Source organism: uncultured Vagococcus sp. (assembly GCF_963518325.1).
Classification (GTDB): Bacteria; Bacillota; Bacilli; order Lactobacillales; family Vagococcaceae; genus Vagococcus_D.
The window spans coordinates 19,477-42,223 of the sequence record NZ_CAUQJB010000004.1 but is presented as its reverse complement, the minus strand read 5'-3'; the positions used below and the strand labels follow the sequence as shown (position 1 = coordinate 42,223).

General features: G+C 40.8%; 19 protein-coding genes. 14 read left to right on the top strand and 5 right to left on the bottom strand.

The features are described from left to right. The first annotated feature begins 12 nt into the window (after positions 1-12). On the top strand, positions 13-2,019 hold the full coding sequence (locus RWN13_RS04995; protein ID WP_314061094.1) for a beta-galactosidase: 2,007 nt from the start codon (positions 13-15) through the stop codon (positions 2,017-2,019). Positions 2,020-2,441: 422 nt separating this feature from the next. Then, positions 2,442-4,838, top strand: coding sequence for a hypothetical protein (locus RWN13_RS04990; protein WP_314061091.1), 2,397 nt, complete (start codon positions 2,442-2,444; stop codon positions 4,836-4,838). 47 nt (positions 4,839-4,885) lie between these two features. Here the strand turns inward: RWN13_RS04990 and RWN13_RS04985 are convergent, their stop codons facing one another. From RWN13_RS04985 to gnd, 3 genes are read right to left on the bottom strand one after another with little or no spacing between them, the layout of a single operon-like run. Next, on the bottom strand, positions 4,886-5,419 hold the full coding sequence (locus RWN13_RS04985) for a GNAT family N-acetyltransferase (protein ID WP_314061089.1): 534 nt from the start codon (positions 5,417-5,419) through the stop codon (positions 4,886-4,888). A gap of 18 nt (positions 5,420-5,437) precedes the next feature. Further along, a complete protein-coding gene (locus RWN13_RS04980) occupies positions 5,438-6,937 on the bottom strand; it encodes a gluconokinase (RefSeq protein WP_314061087.1) in 1,500 nt (499 codons plus the stop codon). 13 nt (positions 6,938-6,950) lie between these two features. Next, positions 6,951-7,853, bottom strand: coding sequence for a phosphogluconate dehydrogenase (NAD(+)-dependent, decarboxylating) (gene gnd / locus RWN13_RS04975; protein ID WP_314061085.1), 903 nt, complete (start codon positions 7,851-7,853; stop codon positions 6,951-6,953). A 170-nt stretch (positions 7,854-8,023) separates the two neighbouring features. On the opposite strand from gnd, the gene RWN13_RS04970 reads away from it, so the two are divergent. The 6 genes from RWN13_RS04970 (at position 8,024) to RWN13_RS04945 (ending at position 14,162) form a co-directional block, all read left to right on the top strand. Next, positions 8,024-8,881 (top strand): MurR/RpiR family transcriptional regulator, encoded by an 858-nt coding sequence (locus tag RWN13_RS04970; RefSeq protein ID WP_314061083.1) that lies wholly within the window; start codon positions 8,024-8,026, stop codon positions 8,879-8,881. 23 nt (positions 8,882-8,904) lie between these two features. Beyond that, positions 8,905-9,684 carry a MurR/RpiR family transcriptional regulator gene (locus RWN13_RS04965; RefSeq protein ID WP_314061081.1) on the top strand — a complete coding sequence of 260 codons (780 nt, stop codon included), beginning with the start codon at positions 8,905-8,907 and terminating at the stop codon, positions 9,682-9,684. Positions 9,685-9,775: 91 nt separating this feature from the next. Next, positions 9,776-11,356: a PTS transporter subunit EIIC gene (locus RWN13_RS04960; RefSeq protein ID WP_314061079.1), complete on the top strand. Its 1,581-nt coding sequence runs from the start codon at positions 9,776-9,778 to the stop codon at positions 11,354-11,356. Between the two features lie 23 nt (positions 11,357-11,379). Then, on the top strand, positions 11,380-12,705 hold the full coding sequence (locus RWN13_RS04955) for a 6-phospho-alpha-glucosidase (protein ID WP_314061077.1): 1,326 nt from the start codon (positions 11,380-11,382) through the stop codon (positions 12,703-12,705). Between the two features lie 216 nt (positions 12,706-12,921). Beyond that, positions 12,922-13,668, top strand: a complete 747-nt coding sequence (locus RWN13_RS04950; protein ID WP_314061075.1) for a threonine/serine exporter family protein — start codon at positions 12,922-12,924, stop codon at positions 13,666-13,668. 53 nt (positions 13,669-13,721) lie between these two features. Beyond that, a complete protein-coding gene (locus RWN13_RS04945; RefSeq protein ID WP_314061074.1) occupies positions 13,722-14,162 on the top strand; it encodes a threonine/serine exporter family protein in 441 nt (146 codons plus the stop codon). Between the two features lie 41 nt (positions 14,163-14,203). On the opposite strand, the gene RWN13_RS04940 is transcribed toward RWN13_RS04945, so the two are convergent. Next, positions 14,204-14,374, bottom strand: a complete 171-nt coding sequence (locus tag RWN13_RS04940; RefSeq protein WP_314061073.1) for an SPJ_0845 family protein — start codon at positions 14,372-14,374, stop codon at positions 14,204-14,206. A 184-nt stretch (positions 14,375-14,558) separates the two neighbouring features. Here RWN13_RS04940 and RWN13_RS04935 point away from each other — a divergent pair, with 184 nt between their 5' ends. Beyond that, positions 14,559-15,950: a hypothetical protein gene (locus RWN13_RS04935; protein ID WP_314061070.1), complete on the top strand. Its 1,392-nt coding sequence runs from the start codon at positions 14,559-14,561 to the stop codon at positions 15,948-15,950. A gap of 99 nt (positions 15,951-16,049) precedes the next feature. Here the strand turns inward: RWN13_RS04935 and RWN13_RS04930 are convergent, their stop codons facing one another. After that, complete coding sequence (locus tag RWN13_RS04930; protein WP_314061068.1) at positions 16,050-17,159, bottom strand: FAD-dependent oxidoreductase; 1,110 nt, start codon at positions 17,157-17,159, stop codon at positions 16,050-16,052. Positions 17,160-17,537: 378 nt separating this feature from the next. Here RWN13_RS04930 and argC point away from each other — a divergent pair, with 378 nt between their 5' ends. The 5 genes from argC to argF are packed head-to-tail and all read left to right on the top strand — an operon-like array spanning position 17,538 to position 22,691. After that, positions 17,538-18,569 carry an N-acetyl-gamma-glutamyl-phosphate reductase gene (argC, locus tag RWN13_RS04925; RefSeq protein ID WP_314061065.1) on the top strand — a complete coding sequence of 344 codons (1,032 nt, stop codon included), beginning with the start codon at positions 17,538-17,540 and terminating at the stop codon, positions 18,567-18,569. Between the two features lie 53 nt (positions 18,570-18,622). Then, positions 18,623-19,819, top strand: coding sequence for a bifunctional ornithine acetyltransferase/N-acetylglutamate synthase (gene argJ, locus RWN13_RS04920; RefSeq protein WP_314061063.1), 1,197 nt, complete (start codon positions 18,623-18,625; stop codon positions 19,817-19,819). A 20-nt stretch (positions 19,820-19,839) separates the two neighbouring features. Then, positions 19,840-20,595, top strand: coding sequence for an acetylglutamate kinase (argB, locus tag RWN13_RS04915; protein ID WP_314061061.1), 756 nt, complete (start codon positions 19,840-19,842; stop codon positions 20,593-20,595). After that, a complete protein-coding gene (locus RWN13_RS04910) occupies positions 20,592-21,725 on the top strand; it encodes an acetylornithine transaminase (RefSeq protein WP_314061059.1) in 1,134 nt (377 codons plus the stop codon). Before argB ends, RWN13_RS04910 begins: the two co-directional genes overlap by 4 nt. 33 nt (positions 21,726-21,758) lie before the next feature. Next, entirely contained in the window at positions 21,759-22,691 is a 933-nt protein-coding gene (argF, locus tag RWN13_RS04905) for an ornithine carbamoyltransferase (RefSeq protein ID WP_399553637.1), read from the top strand. The last annotated feature ends 56 nt before the right edge of the window (positions 22,692-22,747 follow it).

The window sequence follows — 22,747 nt, the reverse complement described above, 5'->3', positions numbered from 1 at the left end:
GAGGTAAAATCTATGACACAACGTAAGTTTCAAAGAATGCTATATGGTGGCGACTATAATCCCAATCAATGGCCCGTGGAGACTTGGTCGGAGGATATGCGAATTTTTAAACAAGCTGCCATTAATTCGGCAAGCGTCAACATCTTTTCATGGGCAAAAATCCAGCCCTCAGAAGAAGTTTATGACTTTAGTGAATTAGATAAAATAATTGACATGTTAACAAAGGACCACTATGACATCATTTTGGCTACAGCCACTGCGGCATTGCCTGCCTGGATGTTTAAGAAGTACCCGGAAGTTGGCCGCACAGACTACGAAGGGCGCCAGCACAAATTTGGTCAGCGTCACAATGCGTGTCCGAACAGTTTAGTATACCAAAAGTTTGCCAGAAAAATAGCAAGTAAACTGGCTGAACGTTATGGTGATAATCCAAATATCACTTGTTGGCACGTCAATAATGAATACGGCGGTGAGTGTTTCTGTGATAATTGCGAAAAAGCTTTTCGTGTCTGGTTACGGACAAAATATGGCACAATTGAAGCCCTAAACAAAGCTTGGAATATGGATTTTTGGGGTCATCGTGTTTACGAATGGGATGAGATTGTGTTGCCGAATGCATTGAGCGAAGGGATTGGCTATGAGGATACCGCTTTTGCTGGAATCTCTTTGGATTACCGTCGGTTTAACTCTGATAGTCTATTGGAAAATTATAAAATGGAACGAGATGGGATCCGGGAGTTTGATCAGAACACGTTGATTACGACCAATTTAATGGGCACCTATAAAAATTTGGATTATTTCAAATGGGCTAAAGAGATGGATATTGTCTCCTGGGATAATTACCCAAGTTATGATACCCCTCCAAGTTATTCCGCTATGTGCCATGATTTGATGCGTGGCTTAAAAGAGGGTCAACCTTTTATGTTAATGGAGCAAACACCAAGCCAGCAGAACTGGCAACCTTATAACTCGTTGAAACGACCGGGTAAAATGCGGGCACAGAGTTTTCAGGCAGTGGCTCATGGCTCAGATACTGTTCAGTTTTTCCAACTAAAAAGATCTGTTGGGGCCTGTGAAAAGTTCCATGGAGCGGTCATTTCTCATGCTGGTCATGAGAATACCCGCGTATTTAAGGAAGTGGCAGAGCTTGGTCACGAACTGGAAAAGTTAGGGAACAAGTTGTTGGATTCACGAACTAAGAGTCGTGTCGGAATTATCTTTGATTGGGATAATTATTGGGCATTGGAGTATACTAGCGGTCCTAATAAAGATTTAGCTTATGTGGATCAGATTCATCAGTACTATCAAGCCTTTTACGATAAACAGATTCAAGTCGACATGATTTCTGTAGATAGTGATTTTAGTCAATATGATGTTGTAGTGGGGCCTGTTTTATACATGGTGAAAGAAGGCCTGGCTGAGCGTTTAGCAACCTTTGTCAAAGAGGGGGGACAATTCCTAACGACTTTTATGAGCGGAATTGTGAACGAATCAGATAATGTCTACCTTGGTGGCTATCCTGGACCTTTACGTAACCTGTTAGGGATTTGGGTAGAAGAAATAGACGCATTAGCCCCGGAACAATACAATCACAGCTTGTTTGTTGATGATACTAGCTATAAATGTCAGTTGCTTTGCGACATTATTCATCTGGAAGGTGCAGAAGCATTGGCTTCCTATCAATCAGATTTTTATGCAGGCTCACCAGTTGTGACGAAAAATAACTTTGGCCAAGGAAAGACATGGTATGTTGGAAGCCAACTTGAACCAGCGGGAATTGCCCATATCGTGGACCAAGTCATCGCTACTAGTCAGATTGAAGCCTTAGTAACAGGCGATAGTTCCTTGGAAATAACCACTCGTGAAAAAGCAGGACAGGTTTACACCTTTATTATAAATTTCCAAGGAGAGGCACAGGAATTACCACTTGATTTTGTTGGGAAAATCGACATATTATCCGGTAAAGAGATGACAAAGGAAACCCGTTTGGCAAGTTTTGATGTGATCATATTGATTTAAAAAGCTTAGCGGAGGGAAATGAAAATATATCAGCTTTACTTCCAAGAAGTAGCTACGATGAAAATCGTAGCTACTTTTTAAGTGAGTTAACAGATTGAGCATTCGAAGGTAACGTTTGTACGTAAATTCAAAAAACATTCCTTATTAAATTCGAGGGCGATATAATAGAGTACGTCAGTACATAAAGCGAAAAGGCAGATATGAGTCTGACATGGTTTTGGAAAGCTTTGGGAATTGCGGTGACAAAGGATGTAACTGCTACAAGCTTTAATGACAATCAGAGACGTTTTGTGTATCATTTATGATTGTACCAGTAAATTGCGAATTGGATTCGGACTTTTTTATAAATAACGAGTTTAAATCGATAAAACACTGTATAATGGATGTATGGGACATAAGGTGTAAAAGATGAGGTGAGGAAGATGGAATGGTTTTGGGAAACACTCGGTATAGAATCAACAACAAAGGTTGCTGAAATAAAAAAAGCGTATGTCAATGAGGTGCGTCGGTTAAAGAACAAAGAAACAAAAGAAGAAGTCTCTCAAGCTGATTATGATAAATTAGCAGAGGCCGAAAAAGCAGCGATTCTTTTTATTGAAGATCAACATAATCAACGGCCAACCGCCGATTATCGATCGGGTTATGGAGACCAGTCAGAACGATTATTGGAAGAAAAAAAGCAAGAACTTACTATCAATCAAGAGTTAGTAAACACAGCGGACACAGCTGATTTCCAGATAGAACAACCTGCAGAGGCGATTAATGAGAAACCTGCTGAAGCCAAACCAGTCGTTGTTCTGAAAGAAACAATAAAAAAAGTGAAAAACACAAGCCCTGAAATGACCCCGGTTAACCCTATCGATAATGGTCAAAGAAGTGGCAGTGAAGTAAATGAAATTAGGAAACGCAATCAAGGGCGACAAGCAACACTAAAACAGCGAGCAACTCAACCGAAATCTAAAGAGCCAAACGCTCCTAAGATGAAACCAAAGGATGTCAAAGAGAAGAGTGCTGAAATAACTCAAGCATTAGGAAAAGTCACTGAAAAAGCAGCAGTTCCAAGTCGCACATTAGCTGATATTCGTGAATTGCTGGCAGATTGGCCACGGAAGATTATTCTTAAAGAATGGGAAACGTGTTTTCGCTATCGACGTCAGTGGTCCAAGGACGAGTTTGTGGAGTTACGGGAAAATTTTTTACCATTATTAAACGATCAATTAGTTTATTTGCCAAAAGCCATTTTATGGTATCTCTATGAAGAACTTGATTTAGTCACTTATGAGCTAACCAGTCAGTTCAGCTGGTTTCTGGCTATCGACGACTTACCCGATTTTTCATTTGAACAAGCCTTGTATTTGCCAGAGGAAGAAGCGGCAGATTATTTTGACCGCCGCTTGCATTTATATTGTGTGATTAGGCAAGAGGATTGGCATAGCAGAACGTTTGAGATTGATGGTTTGTTGGCGTATTTCTACAGTGAAGAAGACTGGCAAGCAGAGTATCAAATTGTGGATCAGGATGTTGAAAACTTGGCAGCAATCTATCAAATTAAACGAGGAATCGAAAAGCTAGTACATAGCAACGAGCCCCCCGCTATTGCTAATCATTTGTTGCCGCCTAATATACCATTGAATAAGGTAGACAATCAAACAGCCAAGTTTTTGCGTATTATTTTTAACAGTTTAAAAGAGAAGAACATTTCTTTAGAAGGCAGTCTGTTTATTGAAGACCCTCAAAATAATTATTTGGAAGATAATTTGCGTGAATTGCTTGTTGGCTTAGTCTTTTATCGAACCAATGATCAGATAAAGGCGACCAAACATTTTAATAATCTGACAAATGATTATCAAGGGTTAGTTAAGGGGCTGAAAAATTCAGCAGGCTTTAAGGGTAGAGCTACATCAGCTTATGTGGGACAGGGTACAAAGCATAAAGCAGATTGGCGAATGATTTTGCGGGTTGTGGTCATCGGTGTAATTGGCTTATCTTTATTAGGAAATGTTTTTTCCAATAACGATGACTATGAGTATTCGGATGATACAGATTACTACGATGAAGAGTCAGAATCTGACGAAGAATGGATGGATCCGGAAGATCCAGGTTACGCTTTTTTAACTTACTTCGTTGAGGCGACTGACCACCGTGATGACATTGAAACTCAAAGAGAAACCTATATTGAAACTTGGGTGAGTTCTGATTTAACAGGTATTTTTGAGGAACACTTGGCTGATAGTGATCCAGATGCCAGCTATACTTATGAGATTGTTTACAAAGAAATTGACGATAATAGGGCTCATTATTTGATAACACAAGATGAGGAACCTTATCTCATCGTCGAATTGACCAATTGGGAACTTGTAACGGCTGTGGTCGGCAAAGGTTGGCAAGAAGTCGAGTCAAAAACTTTTGGTGAACTTGTTGATAAAATTAGGTTCACAGGGAAGGACATAGTAGAGAATGTCGTTGTAGGTTATTTCCTATTGCCCGTAGATGCACGTGAAGAAGAGTTTTATTATATCATGGACTATATCACAGACGAGGCTTACAATCGCCTTGAGTGGGATAATAGTATCGTTGATGGGTTGGACTTTGAAAAGGGCACCTATCAAGTGAGTGAGACTCTTGACGGACAGCCGGCCTTGTTGGTGAACGACAGTCAAGATGAGCTTTCCTTAGTGTTACTTTTAGATCCTTATGGACGTGTTGATGAAGTGATTGAAATTTCGTATGACGATTACTCAGCAGCAGAATTAAAACACTTAGCAGAACAGGCGGATAAAAAGCAGTCACTGCCTAGGCCTGATAGTGTATCATTGTAACAAAAAAACCAAGAGAATTGCCAGTCAAATGGCATTCTCTTGGTTTTTTAGTTAGGTGTTAGTTTTGAGTACATCAGCACATCGCAGTAATTCTGCCCTATTTTTTCATAATCTCGTAAAAGTCCTTCTTTTTGAAAGCCTAGTCTTTCAATCAATTTAATAGAAGGTAGATTATCCGGATCAATTTTAGCTTCCACCCGGTGGAAATCCTGAGATTGAAAGACCCATTCAACAAAGGCGGTCATTAATTCAAAGCCGTAGCCTTTCCCCCAATAGGCTGACCCTAGATCATAAGCCACTTCGGTACGGCTATTTTCGTAATCAAGGTAGTTTAAGCCACAGGTTCCAATAACAACTTGGGAATCTTTTAATAAAATACTGTAGCGTGAGGCACTACCTTCAGCCATTCTCTTGACTAAAAAGGCAATCATCTCTGTTGTTTGTTCGACCGTTTCAAAAGGCTCAATGTTCATGTAGCGGGTGACGGCTTCATCGGACCAAAAGCGATGAAGGGTTGGGCTATGTGTTTCATCAATAGGAACTAGTAAGAGGCGTTCTGTTTCAACAATCTTTGTGTTCAAGGGGATCCTTCCTTTCCGTTACTGAGTGGTTAATATGATTGTTTGTTGTTTTGTTAGTTCTTTCAACTGTTGGAACTTCCATAATTGTTTACTGTAAACTTGCTTATTAGCCTCAATAGGGATGACGATGTCTTCACTACTATCTTGTTGGAAAATAGCTAAAAGACTGCTTTCTTCGTAATCAGAAATTAAGTTTAAACTCTTTAAAGCTAAAATCATAGCTCCTAAACCAGAACTTTCGTGGGTTTGAGGAAAGGTGATGGGCTGCCCAAGTACATCAGCCATCAATTGTTTCCACGTAGATGAATGAGAAAACCCACCTGAGGCACAGACTTTTTCAGGTGAAGCTGTCAGTGAATTTAACGCTTGAAAAATATCGGCAATATTAAAACAAATACCTTCTAAAACAGCTCGCATTAAATGAGCGTGAGTGTGGCTAAGAGCTAAGCCAGTAAAAGAGCCTCGAATATCTCCACTCCAAATAGGGGCACGTTCACCACTTAGATAGGGGTGAAAAAACAAATTATCAGAACCGGCAGGGATCAATTCGACTTTGGCCATAAAAGTCTCATAGCTCATATCAGTTTCAGCTAATTGCCGAGCCCAGTCAATAACCATGCCACCGTTATTGGCAGCACCGCCAATGACCCAGTAACCTTCATCCAATAAATAACAAAAGGTCTCACCAGCCGCGTGTAAAAGAGGCGCTCTCACCGTATAACGGAGAGCAGCACTGGTGCCAATGGATAGATTAGCTTTTTCAGGTGAGATGCAATTCGTCCCTAAATTAGCTAAGGCACCATCACTTGCGCCTAAAATAAAGGGAATATCAGGTAAATCAAGGCTTTCTTGGTATCTTTTATTCACTTGAGACAGTTGAGTCGTAGGAGGAACTGCTTGTGGTAAACGGTCCTCAGTTAACTCAAGAAACGCCAAAATCTCTTGATCCCACTTTAAGGTATGAATATTAAATAAACCAGTTCCGGATGCAATGGAATAATCAACTAAATGCTCGTCGAATAAACGATAAAAGACATACTCCTTAATACTTGTGAAAAGGGAAATCTGTTGATATAGCTCAGTTTGTTCCTGCTTTAGCCACATGATTTTACTTAAAGGTGTCATCGGGTGCAGAGGTGTCCCAGTTTTTTTGTAAAAGGCTAAACCTTGAGGACTCATTTTTAGGGATTCGGCATAAGTATTTGAACGAGAATCCGCCCAGGTAATGACGGGAGTCAGTAACTGATTATTTTTATCTAAGCCAATTAAGCTGTGCATGGCACTGGAGAAAGTAACCGCAATAGCATGCTGTCGGCTATTATTAAAGTCCAGAGCCTCTTTTAACGTTGTCAAAACGGCTTGAAAGATTGTTTCAGGATCTTGAGTCGCTGTGCCATCTGCTTTTTTTGTCATAGGGTAGCCTTGATAAAAGGAACTTAAGGCCTGTCCTGTTGTTGTGAAAACAGTTGATTTTGTGCTAGTCGTACCGATATCAATGCTAATAATTAATGAAGTCATTCCTACCTCCAAGTTAGTCGTTATGTTTTTCGACAGCATGGCCACCAAAGCCGTTGCGCAGTGCAGCCACAACTTTACCGGTAAATGTGTCGTCATATAAAGAACGATAACGCATTATGAGGGATAATGCAATAACTGGTGTTGGAATTTGATAATCTAGTGCAGTTTCTAGAGTCCACTTGGCTTCGCCTGAGGAATTCATAACGCCTTTGATTGCCGTCAGTTTAGGGTCTTCTTTAAAAGCGTCTTCTGCCAGCTCCATCAACCAAGAACGAACCACCGAGCCGTGATTCCAGACTCGAGCCACTTCCTCTAGATTGTAGTCAAAAGGTCCACCCTCTAATACGTCGAACCCTTCAGCAATAGCTTGCATCATGCCATATTCGATCCCGTTATGAACCATTTTTAAGAAATGACCACTACCAGTTTCTCCAGTATATAAGTAACCATCATCAATGGAAATGTCATTAATTAATGGCTCGATTTCCTTAAAGACCTCTTGGTTGCCACCAATCATTAAGCAAGCCCCTTGATTAGCGCCGCTCGTGCCACCGCTTGTTCCGATATCAAAGAAGTGGATGCCCTTTGACGAAAAGTGAGCGCTTCGAACTTGAGATTCTTTAAAGTTAGAATTACCTCCGTCAATGACGATGTCGTCAACCTTAAGTAGTTGGTCTAGCTGATCTAAAACCGCCGTTAAAGGGTCGCCATTAGGAACCATCACCCAGATTATTTTACGGTCGGGAAGGGACGCTACTAACTGATCAATTGTTGTGACAGTTTTTATCTCTTCGACTTCGGCCGCTTTTAAACAGCTTGAGCTAATATCAGTTCCAATAATCTCGTGACCTTGGCGTTGACAATTTACCGCCAAATTTAATCCCATTTTACCTAATCCAATAATTCCTAATTTCATGTTGTCACTCTCCAAGTATTTATATTTTATTATAATCATTATAGAATAAAATTTTATTTTATTCAAGTTCAAAAAGATTTAAATTTTTCCGTAGATGTTCTTCATGATAATTAGGAGGAATTTCTTATTTCATGCTATAATTTAATAAATGAAGCTTGAGGAGTTACGAGATGCAAAATCCAATTGAGTTAAAAATCAAATCAATTTATCGGGACATCAGCCGCAAAGAGCAGCAAATCGCTGATTATATTCTCCATTATCCAGAACGGATTATTCATCAATCCATCGGGGACTTATCACGCCAATTAGGAATGGCAGAATCAACGGTTTTTCGTTTTTGTCAGCGGTTGGGCTATAGAGGTTATAAGGAATTTAAAATAGATTTAGCTACCTTTAAGAAACAAGAAAATCCATTGGAACACGAAATATATGAAGGTATTACAGAAGCTGATTCAGCTAAAGGGATGGCTAAAAAGGTTTTTGAAGCAAATCGGCAAGCCTTAAGTGATACCGTAGAATTACTAGATGATGTTATTTTAGAGGCAGCAATCACCTTATTAACACACAGTCAGCAAATTATTTTTTTTGGTGTGGGCGGCTCCAATGTTATTGCCATGGATGCCTATCATAAATTTCTGCGTTCTCCTTTAAATGTGTCCTGTGAAACAGACAGTCACATCCAATTAATGCGCGCCGCGAGAATGACTGAAGACGATTGCGCCGTTTTGATTTCTCACTCAGGCCAAAGCCATGATATTCTGCAAATTGCTGGTCAGGTTAAAAAGAGTGGTGCGAAGTTAATCGCAATAACCAGTTTTTTATTGTCACCTTTAGCCGAACTGGCGGACTTGTGTTTATTATCGACCTCTAAGGAAGTGGCATTTCGCCCAGAAGCTCTTGCCACACGGATCACTCAATTGAGTATTATGGATGCCCTATTTGTCAATGTGATGTATGACAACCGAGTCGCATCTGAGCAAAGTTTAGATTTAATTCGCGAAGTGATTGCGTCCACGAAGGAAGAGTAGCTCTAGATAGATGGAGGAGGATTATGGGAAATACAATTGTTCAAAAGTTAGCGGCAAATAAAAAATTAAGTTCACTGGAAGAGGACGTCTTAGCATATATTGTCAGTCACCATGACGATATTTTAACGATGGGGATTCGCCAAGTTGCGACAAATACCTTAACGTCTACATCGACTATTATGCGTCTAGCGAAGAAACTGGGCTTTAATGGGTTTGTGGACATGAATTACAAGTTGATGCCTTTGCTTCAAGATAAAAGCCACAAACAGGCCGGTTCCTATGCGGATTTATTTTCCTATAATAGTTTATTTGAGTTAAATTCAAATGCTGTTTTTGAAGCGGTAGCCCAAGCTTTAATCGATGTAGATAAGCAATTTGTTTTTGTTTATGCCAATGGTTTTTCAGGGATTATAGCTGATTATTTGCATAAAAGATTATTAGTATTGGGAAAACGTGTTATGTTTTCAACGGGAAATGATTCAGTTGGTGTATTCGAGAATAATTTAGACGATATCGGCGTGTTTATTACTATTTCTAAATCTGGGGAAACCCTCAAGGTCATCGAAAAGGTGCGAACCGCAGTGGAAAATGACATTCCTGTGATTGCCTTTACCAATGAAATTGAGAATACTTTAAGTTCTTATGGCAAGCCAACGATTAAAATCAAGGACTTAAACAAATACGATGACTACAACGCGAGTGCCAATAGTTTTTTCTCCCATGTGTTACTGGCAATGGAAGTCATTGTTTGGGAGTACAATCAAATTATCGGTGACCAATTAAAAGAAGAAACAAGTTACTGAATCGAGTAACCTGTTTCTTCTTTTTTGAATGGGGTTACATTAGAAGAGGAATCATTGTAAGATAAGACCATCAACAGTTGGAGGGACGAATATGAAAGAGCGAATCATGAATGGCTTGCAGCGATTTTCCAAGGCAATGTTCATTCCAGTATTAATTTTACCGATTGCCGGAATTTTGATAGCAGTTGGCAATTTGTTTACCAATCCATTGCTAATGGAAAAATTGCCCTTTTTAGACAATCCGGTAACGAAAGGGTTTGGCACTATTTTATCAGGTTCTCTGGTAGCTATTTTAAGTAATTTAGGACTTATATTCTGTGTTGGCTTGGCTGTTGGGTTAGCCAATACGAAAAAAGCAGAGGCTGGTTTTACGGCAGTTCTTGGATTTTTAGTTTTTATTAATGCCATGAACAAGTTTATGGGCCTGCGTGAGATTTTGGTGGAGGCTGATAGTTTAAGTGGCACAGGTCAAACCATGGTCTTAGGGGTGCAAATTTTGGATATGGGGGTTTTCTTGGGAATTATTTTAGGGATCTTGACCGCCTATGTCCATAATAAGTTTTGTGAAACCGAGTTTGGTAACGCTTTTCAAATTTATGGTGGATCTCGCTTTGTGTTCATTGTGCTGATTCCAGCCGTGGTTTTATTGGCTGTTGGTTTAACTTATCTTTGGCCGATTGTTCAGGGAGGCATCACAAGCTTAGGAACTGTCATTAATCAAAGCGGTAACTTTGGAATTTTTATTTACGGTATGTTGGAACGTTTATTAATTCCAACTGGCTTGCATCACTTGATCTACACTCCCTTTTTATATACTTCATTAGGAGGAGTGGCCGATGTTGGTGGTCAAGTATTCGAAGGCGCTCGCAACATTTATTACGCTGAAATTGCTGATCCAGCTGTCAAAGTCCTCTCTCAAAGTGTTATTTGGGATGCCCGTGGTATTTCTAAGATGTTTGGTTTGATTGGTGCCTGCTTGGCGATGTATCAAACGGCTAAACCGGAAAACAAAACAAAAGTGAAAGCCATCTTGATTCCAGCCGCAGTGACCTCCTTTATCGCCGGTGTGACAGAGCCAATTGAGTTTTCCTTTATGTTTGTTGCACCACTCTTATTTATAGTTCACTCAGTTTTAAGTGGGTTGAGTATGGTTGTCCTAAACGTCCTAAGTGTCAGAGCGATTGGTCCTAATGGTTTTATTGATTTCTTGTTATATAACTTACCCTTGGGAATTGGCAAAACAAAATGGCCAATGTACATTTTAGTGGGGCTCGTATTCTTTGTTGTTTATTACGTGATTTTTAGATTCTTGATTACTAAATTTAATTTTAAAACCGTTGGGCGTGAAGACAATAACGAGGTGAAACTTCACAGTAAAAAGGACTATCAGAATAAGGTTGCAGCAGGTTCTCCAGTGGATGAAGATCAGTTGCTTGGCGCCCAAATTATTTCGGCATTAGGTGGAGAAGAAAATATCAAAACCGTTGACAATTGTTATACCCGATTGCGTCTGACCGTTGAAAATACAGAGTTAGTGGATGAAACTAGTTTGAAGAATGAGACAGGTGCCAGTGGTGTCATCATTAAAAACGAAAATGTTCAAGTGGTATATGGTCTGCAAGTGACGAAAGTCCGTAAAATCGTCGACGCAGCCATGGGAACCACACAATAATCATCAGAAAGAAGGCGTTAAGAATGAAAAAACAATCAATCGTTATTGCAGGAGGCGGCAGCACCTATACACCGGGAATTGTGATGATGCTCTTAGACAATTTAGATAAGTTTCCAATAGACACTTTAAAATTATACGACAATGATGCTGAACGGCAAGCCGTTTTGGCAGAAGCACTGGCACTCGTCTTAAAGGAAAAAGCGCCAGATATAGCCTTTTCTTATACAACAGATCCACAAGAAGCATTTGAAAATATCGATTTTTGTATGGCTCATATTCGAACAGGGAAATACCGTATGCGGGAGCTAGACGAAAAAATTCCGTTGAAACACGGTGTTTTAGGACAAGAGACTTGTGGCCCTGGGGGCATTGCTTACGGCATGCGTAGTATAGGAGATATGATGGAATTAATTGATTATATGGAAAACTATTCACCAGATGCCTGGATGTTAAACTATTCCAACCCAGCAGCTATTGTGGCGGAAGCTTGCCGCGTTTTACGCCCCCAAGCGAAAGTCATTAACATGTGTGACATGCCTGTTGGAACCTTGCGTCGGATGTCGCAAATCATTCAAAAGCAACCTAAAGAGCTGACAGTTAAATATTTTGGGTTAAACCACTTTGGCTGGTGGACCAGCGTTAAAGATCGAGAGGGTTACGAGTATTTACCAGAAATTAGAGATTATGTTGCCGAAAATGGCTATTTGACTCAAATTGAAGTGGACACACAACACATGGATCAATCTTGGCAGGCAACTCACAAAAAAGCAAAAGACCTATTGGCAGTAGCACCTGAATACTTGCCTAATACTTATTTGAAGTATTATTTGTATCCTGATTATGTGGTGGAACAATCAAATCCTGACTATACACGAGCCAATGAAGTGATGGCCGGTCGTGAAAAACAAGTCTTTGATGCTGCACGGAAAATTGTTGCGACAGGTACGTTTAAAGATGGCGATTTTCATATTGATAATCACGCATTGTTTATCGTTGACTTGGCTCGAGCGATTGCTTTTAACACAGGTGAAAGAATGTTGTTAATCGTTGAGAACAATGGTGCCATTGCCAATTTCCGGGACGATGCCATGGTTGAGGTCCCTTGTATCGTTGGTTCTGATGGTCCAGAGCCATTGTGTCAAGGTTCTATTCCGACTTTTCACCGAGGGATGATGGAACAACAGGTAGCCGTTGAAAAATTAATTGTTGAAGCATGGGTGGAAGGTTCATACCAAAAGATGTGGCAGGCCTTAACCTTATCTAAAACAGTTCCAAGTGCAAAGGTAGCAAAAGAATTACTGGATGAGCTGATTGAAGTTAATCGCGAATTTTGGCCGGAATTAAATTAGTTTAATCATGAATAAAAAGAAGTTGGCGATTAACCAACTTCTTTTTTGCGCGAAACTCTTTGATAAAACAGTTGTCTTTTCTCCTCATTGCTTGTTATGATAGGTAGGGTCAGAACAAACGACGTCGCAAACGTAAGGGAACAGTTGAAGCTGATTGATTATGTTTGAGTTTAATCCAGTTTAGCTTGGATTATCTGTCAAGAAGGAGGGCATCTCATGGGTGAAAAGGATTTATTGTTGGAAACCTGCGTACTGGCGGGTAAAATTATGGTTGAAAACGGCGCGGAGATGTACCGAGTGGAAGATACAATGAATAGAATTGCCGATAACTACCATCAAGAGGAAGGCATCAGTTTTGTGACTCAAACCATTGTTTTAATGGGATTGGAGAGCACAAAGAGTATACAAATGAAACGAATTAGTGAACGAACGACTAATTTGGGAAAAGTATCAAAAGTAAATGATTTGTCCTGGCAGTTTTCATCGAAGCAAATTAATCTTCAGGAATTATACGCGTCTCTTAAAATTGTTTTGAAGGAAGAACCGCCAAAGAAGACAGCGGTAAAAATCGTTTGTGCGGCGATTTTAAGTGCGGCATTAATGATTTTACTCGGTGGACAGTGGCGGGATTTTTTAGCTACGTTGTTAGTCGGTGCCGGAGGGTATTCCGTTTACATGCTGAGTGCGACTTATTTGAAATTAAAATATGTTGATGAATTTTTGGCCTCTTTTGCTATTGGCGTCCTGGCTTTTTGGATGATTCAGTTTAAACTTGGTTCATCGATTGATAGTATGATTATTGGCAGTATTATGCCCTTAGTACCAGGTGTAGCGATTACTAATACCGTTCGTGATTTACAAGAAGGGCACATGCTGTCAGGGATTTCCCGAGGGGTAGAGGCATTGATTATTGCCATGATGATTGGGGCCGGTATTGCAGTGGCTTTTAACGTCATGAGTTAAGTGGTTTTCCCTAAGATAAAGATGCTAACGTATGTCAATGAGGAGGAAGAGTCATGTTACTAACAATTATCGAGCAAGTCGTGTTGAGTTTTATTACATCAGTTGGTTTTGCTATTATTATGCGAGTACCAAAAGATGCGTTATTATACAGTGGCTTAAGCGGGACTGGAGGCTGGGTGATTTATTGGTTAGGGGGTTTTATGGGCTTAAGTGTTACCGTCTCGACTTTTTTAGGCGCCTTATCCATTGCCACCCTTAGTTATTATTTTGCTCGTCACCGCCACACACCAGCAACCTTGTATAACATTCCAGGAATTGTTGCGCTGGTGCCAGGAGGCACTTCCTATCAAATGACCTACCATTTGATTATTGGTGAGTATAGTAAAGCAGTCGGCTATGGTATCAGAGTCGTGGCAATTGCCGGTGCGATTGCTGGCGGCTTGATTGTATTCGATTTAGCTCGCAGAAATCTACGCAATAAAATAGTTCGCTAAAAAGAATGATCAGCTCCTCGAAATAAGGGCTGATCATTCTTTTATTTTTCTTTATTCTTTTTAGCTAATTGTTCTTGTTCTTTTTTTAAGAACTTTTCAGCCTCTTCTTGAACTTGTTTATCACGAGCTGCTTGCTCTTCTTGATAAGGGTCAAAGGTGAATTCTTCAAATAATTTTTCCAGTTTGTCATTCTTTTTATGTTCAAGTGCCATGTTGTACCTCCATTTAAGTATTAGTAGATAATGTCCTTATAAATAGTAGTATATGCCTTTTTGAATGAAAAGTCATGTGAAATTCAGGTTACTAAAGGTTACAAACAAAAACTTAGCAGAAAAGAACGTGAAAAATATACTATCTTAAGGTTATCAGTTATAATTAATGTAGGAGGTGTTGACCGTGAGCAATGAACCACAACAATTATATATTGTTACCCAATTACGCTCCTTTGCTAGTAATGACGCAATTCGCGAGACTGTTAGTGACTGGTTAACACTTTGTCAAATTTTAGTAAGGCCACAAAAATACTATATTGATGACGATACGGAGCTATTAGACTTTGATCGAGGACTGATAAAAGAACGAATTAATGCTTTGGAAATAAATCAGCAAGGGGATACCTTATTTTCACTTAAAGCCACTGAAGGTGAATTTTCCATACATATTTATCAAGGCCACGTTCGGGAACGATTACTGATTAATGAGGAACTTTATCAAAATTTTAAACCTGTGATTGATGATTATATTAACACCCGCATGGAAAAAAATGGCCTTTATGCTTATATTCGCAGTATTGACGAATTTTTAGCGCATAATACCCAATCAATGTCAGATCGCTTAGAGGAAGAGATTAGTAGCCCAGATGATTTACCTAAGATGTATGACGATCAACAGAAGATCATTGTAGACTGCAGTCAATTGCCTGGTTATGACAGCTATTTTAAAGGACTTTGTTTTACGGCATGTTGGAAAATGTGGTACGCACCGGATTATTATTATGTGATTCCGAAGCAAGCGTTTTTGGACGTTCAGCAAGTTGAAGCAGTCGTGACCAGTCATGACGTGATTCAAGTGACTTTGTATGAAGATCCTCTGGCCTGGGAGCATCCAAGTAATTTAAAGTTCCAATTTGCTTACCGTGATCAACTGGGCTTTGACCAATTGGAGTGGAGCAATGGTGTCGGGGTTTTACGTGAACCCTGTACCGAATTTATAAAAATTGGGGCCAATACCCAAATGATTCAATATCAAAACGAGTCTTTGCAGCCAACAACGAAAAGTACGGCGCGCCATTTTACGACAAGGGTCTTTAACTATGATAACCATCACTATCTGGAGGGACGACGTTTTGGCACCTTAAACAATCGGGCCTATTTTCCTTGGCGGGATGCGACGAAAAAAATCATGCTAGCTTATTGGATATTAAATCCAAGTTATATGCTGGATGAGGGGATTCATGCCTTTGAGTTCTATATTAAGCAATACATTAAAGCTGCTGTCAGTGATGAAGAAACTAAAAATTATCGGGCCGTCTTGCGTTTCTATATGCCGGAAGAGGCTATAACCTCCCTGTCAATTGATAACCTCGTTCAGTATTTGGATACTCATCACATCAATGTGAAAAAACGTAATGCTAAAAAGCACCTTTTACAAATTGAAACCGCTGATGTGGATTTACATGTGGAATTTGTTGACGTGAAACAATTGGAGTCCCCAGAAGAGGTGATAAAGAGCCAACCTCTTGAATCAGCGCGGAGCTGGTTTAAAGAACGTCTGGGTCGATTGAACTAACCCATTACTTTAAGCAATGGGTGGTAAGAATCATCGAAAGATAGGCTAACTGTCTATAATAAAAAAACTCCCCTTAACCAACTAGGCTAAGGGGAATTTTTACGTTTTGCGTATGTAATTAGCAGGTGAGTATCTGCTAGCTTTAAGTTCTGTTTCGTTTCCATGGAGCCATGAGGCCAGCGTATGACCAATGACGGGACCGGTGGTTAAACCAGAGGAACCTAGGCCACTTGCTACGAAAAGCCCAGGCAAGTCAGCTACTTCACCAAAAAAAGGCAGAAAATCAGAGGTGTACGCTCGAGTACCAACCCGAACTTCAACCTGTTCGGCTTTTATTAAGTCAGGCGCTAATTCTTTAATACTGTTCACCATATCCGAAACAACTTGATCATCGACGGTTAAGTCATAAAATTGCTCATTTTCGTGAGTCGCACCAATCAGAATCTGGCCATTGCTGAAAGGGATAATATCACTTTCACCTTGAGGCATCACAACGGGCCAATTGGAGGTGTCGGAATCTATTCTGACTTCGACTAACTGGCCTTTTTGACCACGAACGTCTACGTTATATCCCAAAGGATGAATCAAATTAGGCAACCAAGCGCCAGTTCCAAGCACCACTTTATCGTATTCTTCTGTGAGGTCATTAGCTTTGACCAACCAACCGGATTGTAGCGGTCGTAAATCACTGACTTGAGTTTCGCAATACTGGCCTCCCAATGCTCTAAAGGAAGTCACTAATTGATTAATTAGCTGTCGGCCGTCAACTCGAGCACCACCAGAGACAAATAAACCGTTCATTTCCGGAGTCAGAATTGGGATTTTAGCTTGGAGTTCAGTGGGGGTTAAAATGCTGATATCACCAATTTCTGGCGCTTCTTCCCGGCGCTTAAGAGCAATTTCATAAAGTTTGTTTAATAATTTCTCATTATTTTTAAATAGGATGGTACCAACTTGTTGGTAAATACTAGATTCTGAAGGTACCGCTAAATCCTTCATTAATGCGGGATAAAATTTGGCACCCGCCCGAGCCAATTGATACCAGTCTTGATTGCGTCGTTGCGATAGCCAAGGTGAAATAATACCTGCTGCTGCACTTGTGGCCTGACCAATTTTGTAATCAAAAAGGGTGACTTCATCACCGGCTTGTGCCAGATAAAAACTGGTAGTGGCGCCAACAATACCACCGCCGATTACTGCAATTTTCATCAAGGAGCTCCTTCCTGTTGCTGTTACATCTGTTAACTCTGATGGGAATTTATTTAACAAAAAATAGGGAGTAATTGTTAAATAAGGTTAAGTCACGAAAAAGAACCGTTATCTCAATTGCTATTATAACCTAATTTGTTATTTTTTACGAAAAGAAGGGTTGATAGAGGGGGGGCTCGGACGTGAATGAATTTGTCGGAAGATCACGCCTACGTCAGTCAGTAGTTAAAAGCATGGCGCCAGAAGAGAGTTATTGGATATATTTATTAATAATTATACATTAAAATCGCCTTATAAGTTAAAAGTATTCAATTTATTCGCTTGACATGCATAATAATTAACTTTATAATCATTTTAATACATCGTTGGAGGTGCCGAATGAAAGTCGCAATAATTGGTGTGACAGGCTATAGCGGGTTGGAGCTGATCCGTTTACTAAGTCAACACCCTGAAGTGGAGATTCAGTCTCTCCACAGCCAATCTATGATTAATCATAAAATTTCAGATATATACCCGCACTTAAAAAACAGTTGTGAATTAATGATAAAGGAAATTGATTCAGAGGTGATCATGAATGAAACTGATTTAGTTTTTTTAGGAACACCCTCGGGGGTCTCAGCTACCCTAGGACAACCCTTTATCGAAGCGAACTTTCCCTTAATCGATTTATCAGGGGATTTTCGCCTGAAAACCGAAGGAGCTTATGAGAAGTGGTATGGTAAAGCGTCCGCCCCACTGGAAAGCATTCACCAAGCTGAATATGGCTTGGCAGAGGAACGACAACAACCTCAAGTCAAATTAATTGCCAACCCAGGTTGTTATGCAACTGGGGCACTGTTGTCATTAGCCCCCTTGGTTAAAGAAGGGCTAGTTCAGGAAGATTCTCTAATTATTGATGGTAAATCTGGCCTTTCGGGAGCTGGTAAAGTCCCTTCGCCTAGCAGTCACGCTGTTTCAGTTATGGAAAATATGACAGTCTATAAAATGAATCAACACCAACATACACCAGAAATTTTACAACAACTACAACAATGGAATTCTGAGATTGAGGCAATCCAATTCACGACCTCACTAATTCCAGTAACTCGAGGAATCTTGTTGACGATTTACGCCAAAGCAAAAAAAGAAGTAAGCGAAACAGAGTTATTCGATCTTTTTGAAACATATTACCAAGAAAAACCATTTGTTCGTATTCAGCCGATTGGAATGTATCCAGATTTGAAGCAAGTTCAAGGTTCCAATTATTGCGATATTGGACTGGCTTATAACCCAGGAACCCGTTTAATTACCATCGTGTGTACCTTGGATAATCTGGTCAAAGGGGCAGCTGGCCAAGCCATTCAAAATTTAAATATCATGTGGGGCTTTCCTGAGGAAATGGGGTTACTGAATAGCCCGGTATTTCCTTAGAACCATCGACAAAAAGAACGGACTGTCCTGAAACAGACGAAGGAGACGATAGGATGAACATTATTAATGGAACAATCGCCAGCCCGAAAGGCTACTATGCAGACGGGCTACATTGTGGGATTCGCAAAGAAAAAAAGGATTTAGGTTGGATTGTGTCAATAGTCCCCGCTCAATCAGCCGCTGTCTATACTCTAAATCATGTAAAAGCCGCACCGATTTTAATCACAAAAGAAGCCTTATTAGCTAATTCGGAGTTACAGGCGGTTATTGTTAATTCAGGAATTGCCAATGCTTGTACCGGCAAACAAGGTTTGGCAGCTGCGTATGAAACACAGAGCTTAGTTGCAGATAAATTAGGCGTTGAGGGCAATCAAGTGGCTGTGGCATCCACAGGTGTCATAGGCAAGCAATTATCGATGCCTGAGATTAAACAAGGGATTGCCCAGTTGAGTCAAGAAAATCAACGACCAGGGTCTTTTCATGAAGCGATTCTTACGACTGACACTGGTACGAAAGAGGTGGTAGTGACTGCTGAAATAGGCGGACAGTTAGTGACCATGGCAGGTGTGGCAAAAGGATCAGGCATGATTCATCCCAATATGGCGACTATGTTATCCTTTATGACAACCGATGCCCAAATTGACGCCAGTTTGTTGTCAGAGTTACTTAAGGAAACAGTCGACAATACCTACAATCAAATCACTGTTGACGGAGACACTTCAACGAATGATATGGTTTTAGTGATGGCCAATGGCTGTGCCGGCAATCAAGAGATTACGGCTCGGACAGAGGACTACTATTTATTTAAAGAAATGTTCCATTTTGTAGCAGAAACGCTGGCGAAAAAAGTGGCTAAAGACGGAGAGGGGGCCACTAAGTTAATTGAAGTGCAAGTTCTTCATGGTGAAACAAAAGAGGCCGCCAGATTAATTGCCAAAAAAATCGTGGGCTCCTCGCTAGTTAAATCAGCGATGTTTGGTGAAGACCCAAATTGGGGGAGAATCATCTGTGCGGCTGGTTATGCTGGCCCTCAATTAGATGCAGGCAATGTTGACATTTTTTTAGGAAGCGAGCAAGTCTTAAAAAACGGCGAACCTCAGTTATATGAGGCGGCTAAGGTTCAAGAGGTTTTGAAAAAAGAGTCAATTTTAATCGTTGTGGATTTGAAACAAGGTGAGGCTCAAGGCATTGCATGGGGCTGTGACCTAACGTACAAATACGTAGAAATTAACGCCTGTTATCATACGTAAGAGAAAGTAGGAGAAGGTTAATGACAGAAATAATTGTAGTGAAATTAGGCGGAGTTGCCAGTGATAATTTAAAGCCGGCTTTTTTTGATAAAATTAGAGCGTGGCAACTAGCTGGCAAACGGGTGGTGATTGTTCATGGTGGCGGGCATTATATCAATTCGATGCTGGAGCGTTTGGACGTCAACAGCACTTTCCACAACGGCATGCGTGTGACGACAAAAGAAACCTTAGACATCGTCAAAATGGTCTTAATTGGTCAGGTACAACCAACGATTACCAGTATCTTTCAGGAAGCTGGTTTTGCCGCAGTGGGCTTAAATGCCATGGATGACCGCCTGTTGACCGCTAATTTACTACAGGAAAAAGCCTTAGGTTACGTAGGCGAGGTTGTTTCAGTCAATACCGACTTTTTAAGTCAATTATTAAACAATCAGCAAATTCCAGTGATTGCCCCTTTAGGCATTACAAACGACAGTCAGTGGTTAAACGTCAACGCCGACCAAACGGCCTGTGCCGTGGCCCAATCACTTCAAGCCGACCAGTTGTACTTATTAACGGATGTGCCAGGTATCAAAACACCAGCAGGCTTATTGGAAACTGTTAAATTAGCAGAGGTGGCTGATCTCAAAGCAACTGGGGTTATCAAAGGAGGCATGCTGCCAAAATTGAACAGCGCTGTAGCTGCTGTTATGGCAGGTGTCAAGCAAGTTCACATTACCAATCAAATCAATCAGGCAGGAACGGTTATTCATCATAGGGAGGTGTTGGTCTCATGAGTTATTTATTACCAAATTATCAGCGGGCAAATCGAGAATTTGTCAGTGGCAGTGGCGGGTATTTAGTCGATGGCGAAGGCCAACAGTATTTGGATTTTTCCAGTGGGATTGGCGTCGCTAATCTAGGGTATGATCATCCGACTGTTAAAGAGGCAGTAGCCAAACAATTAGAAAAACTCTGGCATACACCAAACCTTTATCAAAACAGTCTACAAGAGCAAGTGGCTGAACAGTTAATCGGTGAAAAAAACTATCAGGCCTTCTTTTGTAATAGTGGAACCGAAGCCAATGAGGCTGCTTTAAAATTAATTCGTAAAGCCAGCGGCAAAGCTAAAATTATCACCTTTATTGACTCTTTTCATGGTCGGACATTTGGCAGCATGTCTGCAACGGGACAAGCGAAAATTCACGGGGATTTTGGCGCAATTGTGCCTGGTTTTGTCTATCTACCTTACAATGATCTAGCCACTTTTGAAGCGGCCCTTGATGACGAGGTCGGGGGTGTGCTGATGGAATTAATCCAAGGAGAAGGTGGCGTTTTACCGGCAAAACAAGAATGGGTGACTGCGGTTCAAAAAAGTTGTCAGGAAAGAGGAATCCTGCTGGCGATTGATGAGGTGCAAACAGGGATAGGCCGCACAGGTACTCTCTATTTGTCAGAACAATATGGGATAACTCCAGATATTATTACCTTGGCAAAAGGCTTGGGAAATGGCTTACCCGTTGGGGCTATGCTAGCAACTAAAGAACTTGCAGGGGCTTTTGGACCAGGAACTCACGGTTCGACATTTGGCGGAAATTTAGTGGCAATGTCAGCAGCTTCCGCAGTATTAACGGCATTAGCTGCTCCTGATTTTTTAGCAGATGTTAAACGGAAAGGTCATGTTTTAAAAGCGTTGTTGGAAGAAGAATTATTACCATTAGAGAAAGTGGTCGATATCCGTGGGATCGGATTGATGATTGGGATTGAAGTGACGATTCCGCCAAGTGAAGTGGTGGAAGCCATGGCTCAAGCTGGGGTGGTCGTCTTAACAGCTGGACACAATGTGGTTCGTCTATTGCCACCCTTGACCTTGACTGTGGAACAATTAAAAACAGGTGTTGCCATTTTAAAAGAAAGTCTCCTTTAAGAGGGGCTTAACTAAGAAAAGACGGTGAAAATGATGGGAAATAGCTTAGTAGGAAAAAGTATTTTAACCTTAGAAGAGCTGACCAAAAGTCAGATTATTGAGTTAGTGGCATTAGCCATTGATATGAAGAAGAACCCTAAAAAGTATCAGGAGAGCCTCTCAGGGAAAATTCTAGCCATGATATTTGAAAAAGCCTCAACGCGAACGCGAATGTCCTTTGAAGCCGGAATCGTTCAATTAGGTGGACATGCCATTGTCATGAATGCGGCGGACTCGCAAATTGGTCGCGGTGAACCGATTAAAGACACGGCCAATGTCATGTCTGGTTACGTAGATGGCATCATGATTCGGACCTTTGAGGACAGCAAAGTAAAGGAGTTAGCCGCTGAAGCTAGCATTCCAGTGATTAACGGTCTGACAGACGATCACCACCCCTGTCAGGTCTTAGCTGATTTAATGACTATTTATGAGCATCACGGTAAATTTGAAGGAATCAAGTTAGCCTATATTGGAGATGGCAATAATATGGCTCATTCTCTGATGATCGGTGGGGCAATTGTTGGCATGGATGTGTCAGTCGCTAGCCCAGTTGGCTTTCAGCCGAAAGCCGAGTACGTTACAATTGCGCAACAATTAGCTCAGAAAAGTGGGGCTAAAATTGAAAGTCTGATTGATCCGAAAATAGCAGTTAAACAGGCTGATTTTGTCTACACCGATGTCTGGACCAGTATGGGCTGGGAAGAGGAAAATAACAAGCGATTAGCGGCTTTTGGTGAGGCATACCAAGTCAATGATCAGTTAGTGTCAGCAGCCCAAGAGAATTTCAAATTTTTACATTGTTTGCCAGCACATCGTGGAGAGGAAGTCACGGGGGCGATCATTGACGGTAGCCATTCCGTTGTGTATCAAGAAGCTGAAAACCGTCTTCACGCTCAAAAAGCGTTGATGTTTCAAGTGATGCAATAGACAGTGGACAAGATGCAACACTTCCTAGACAATTGTTCCGAATTGAGCTACAATTT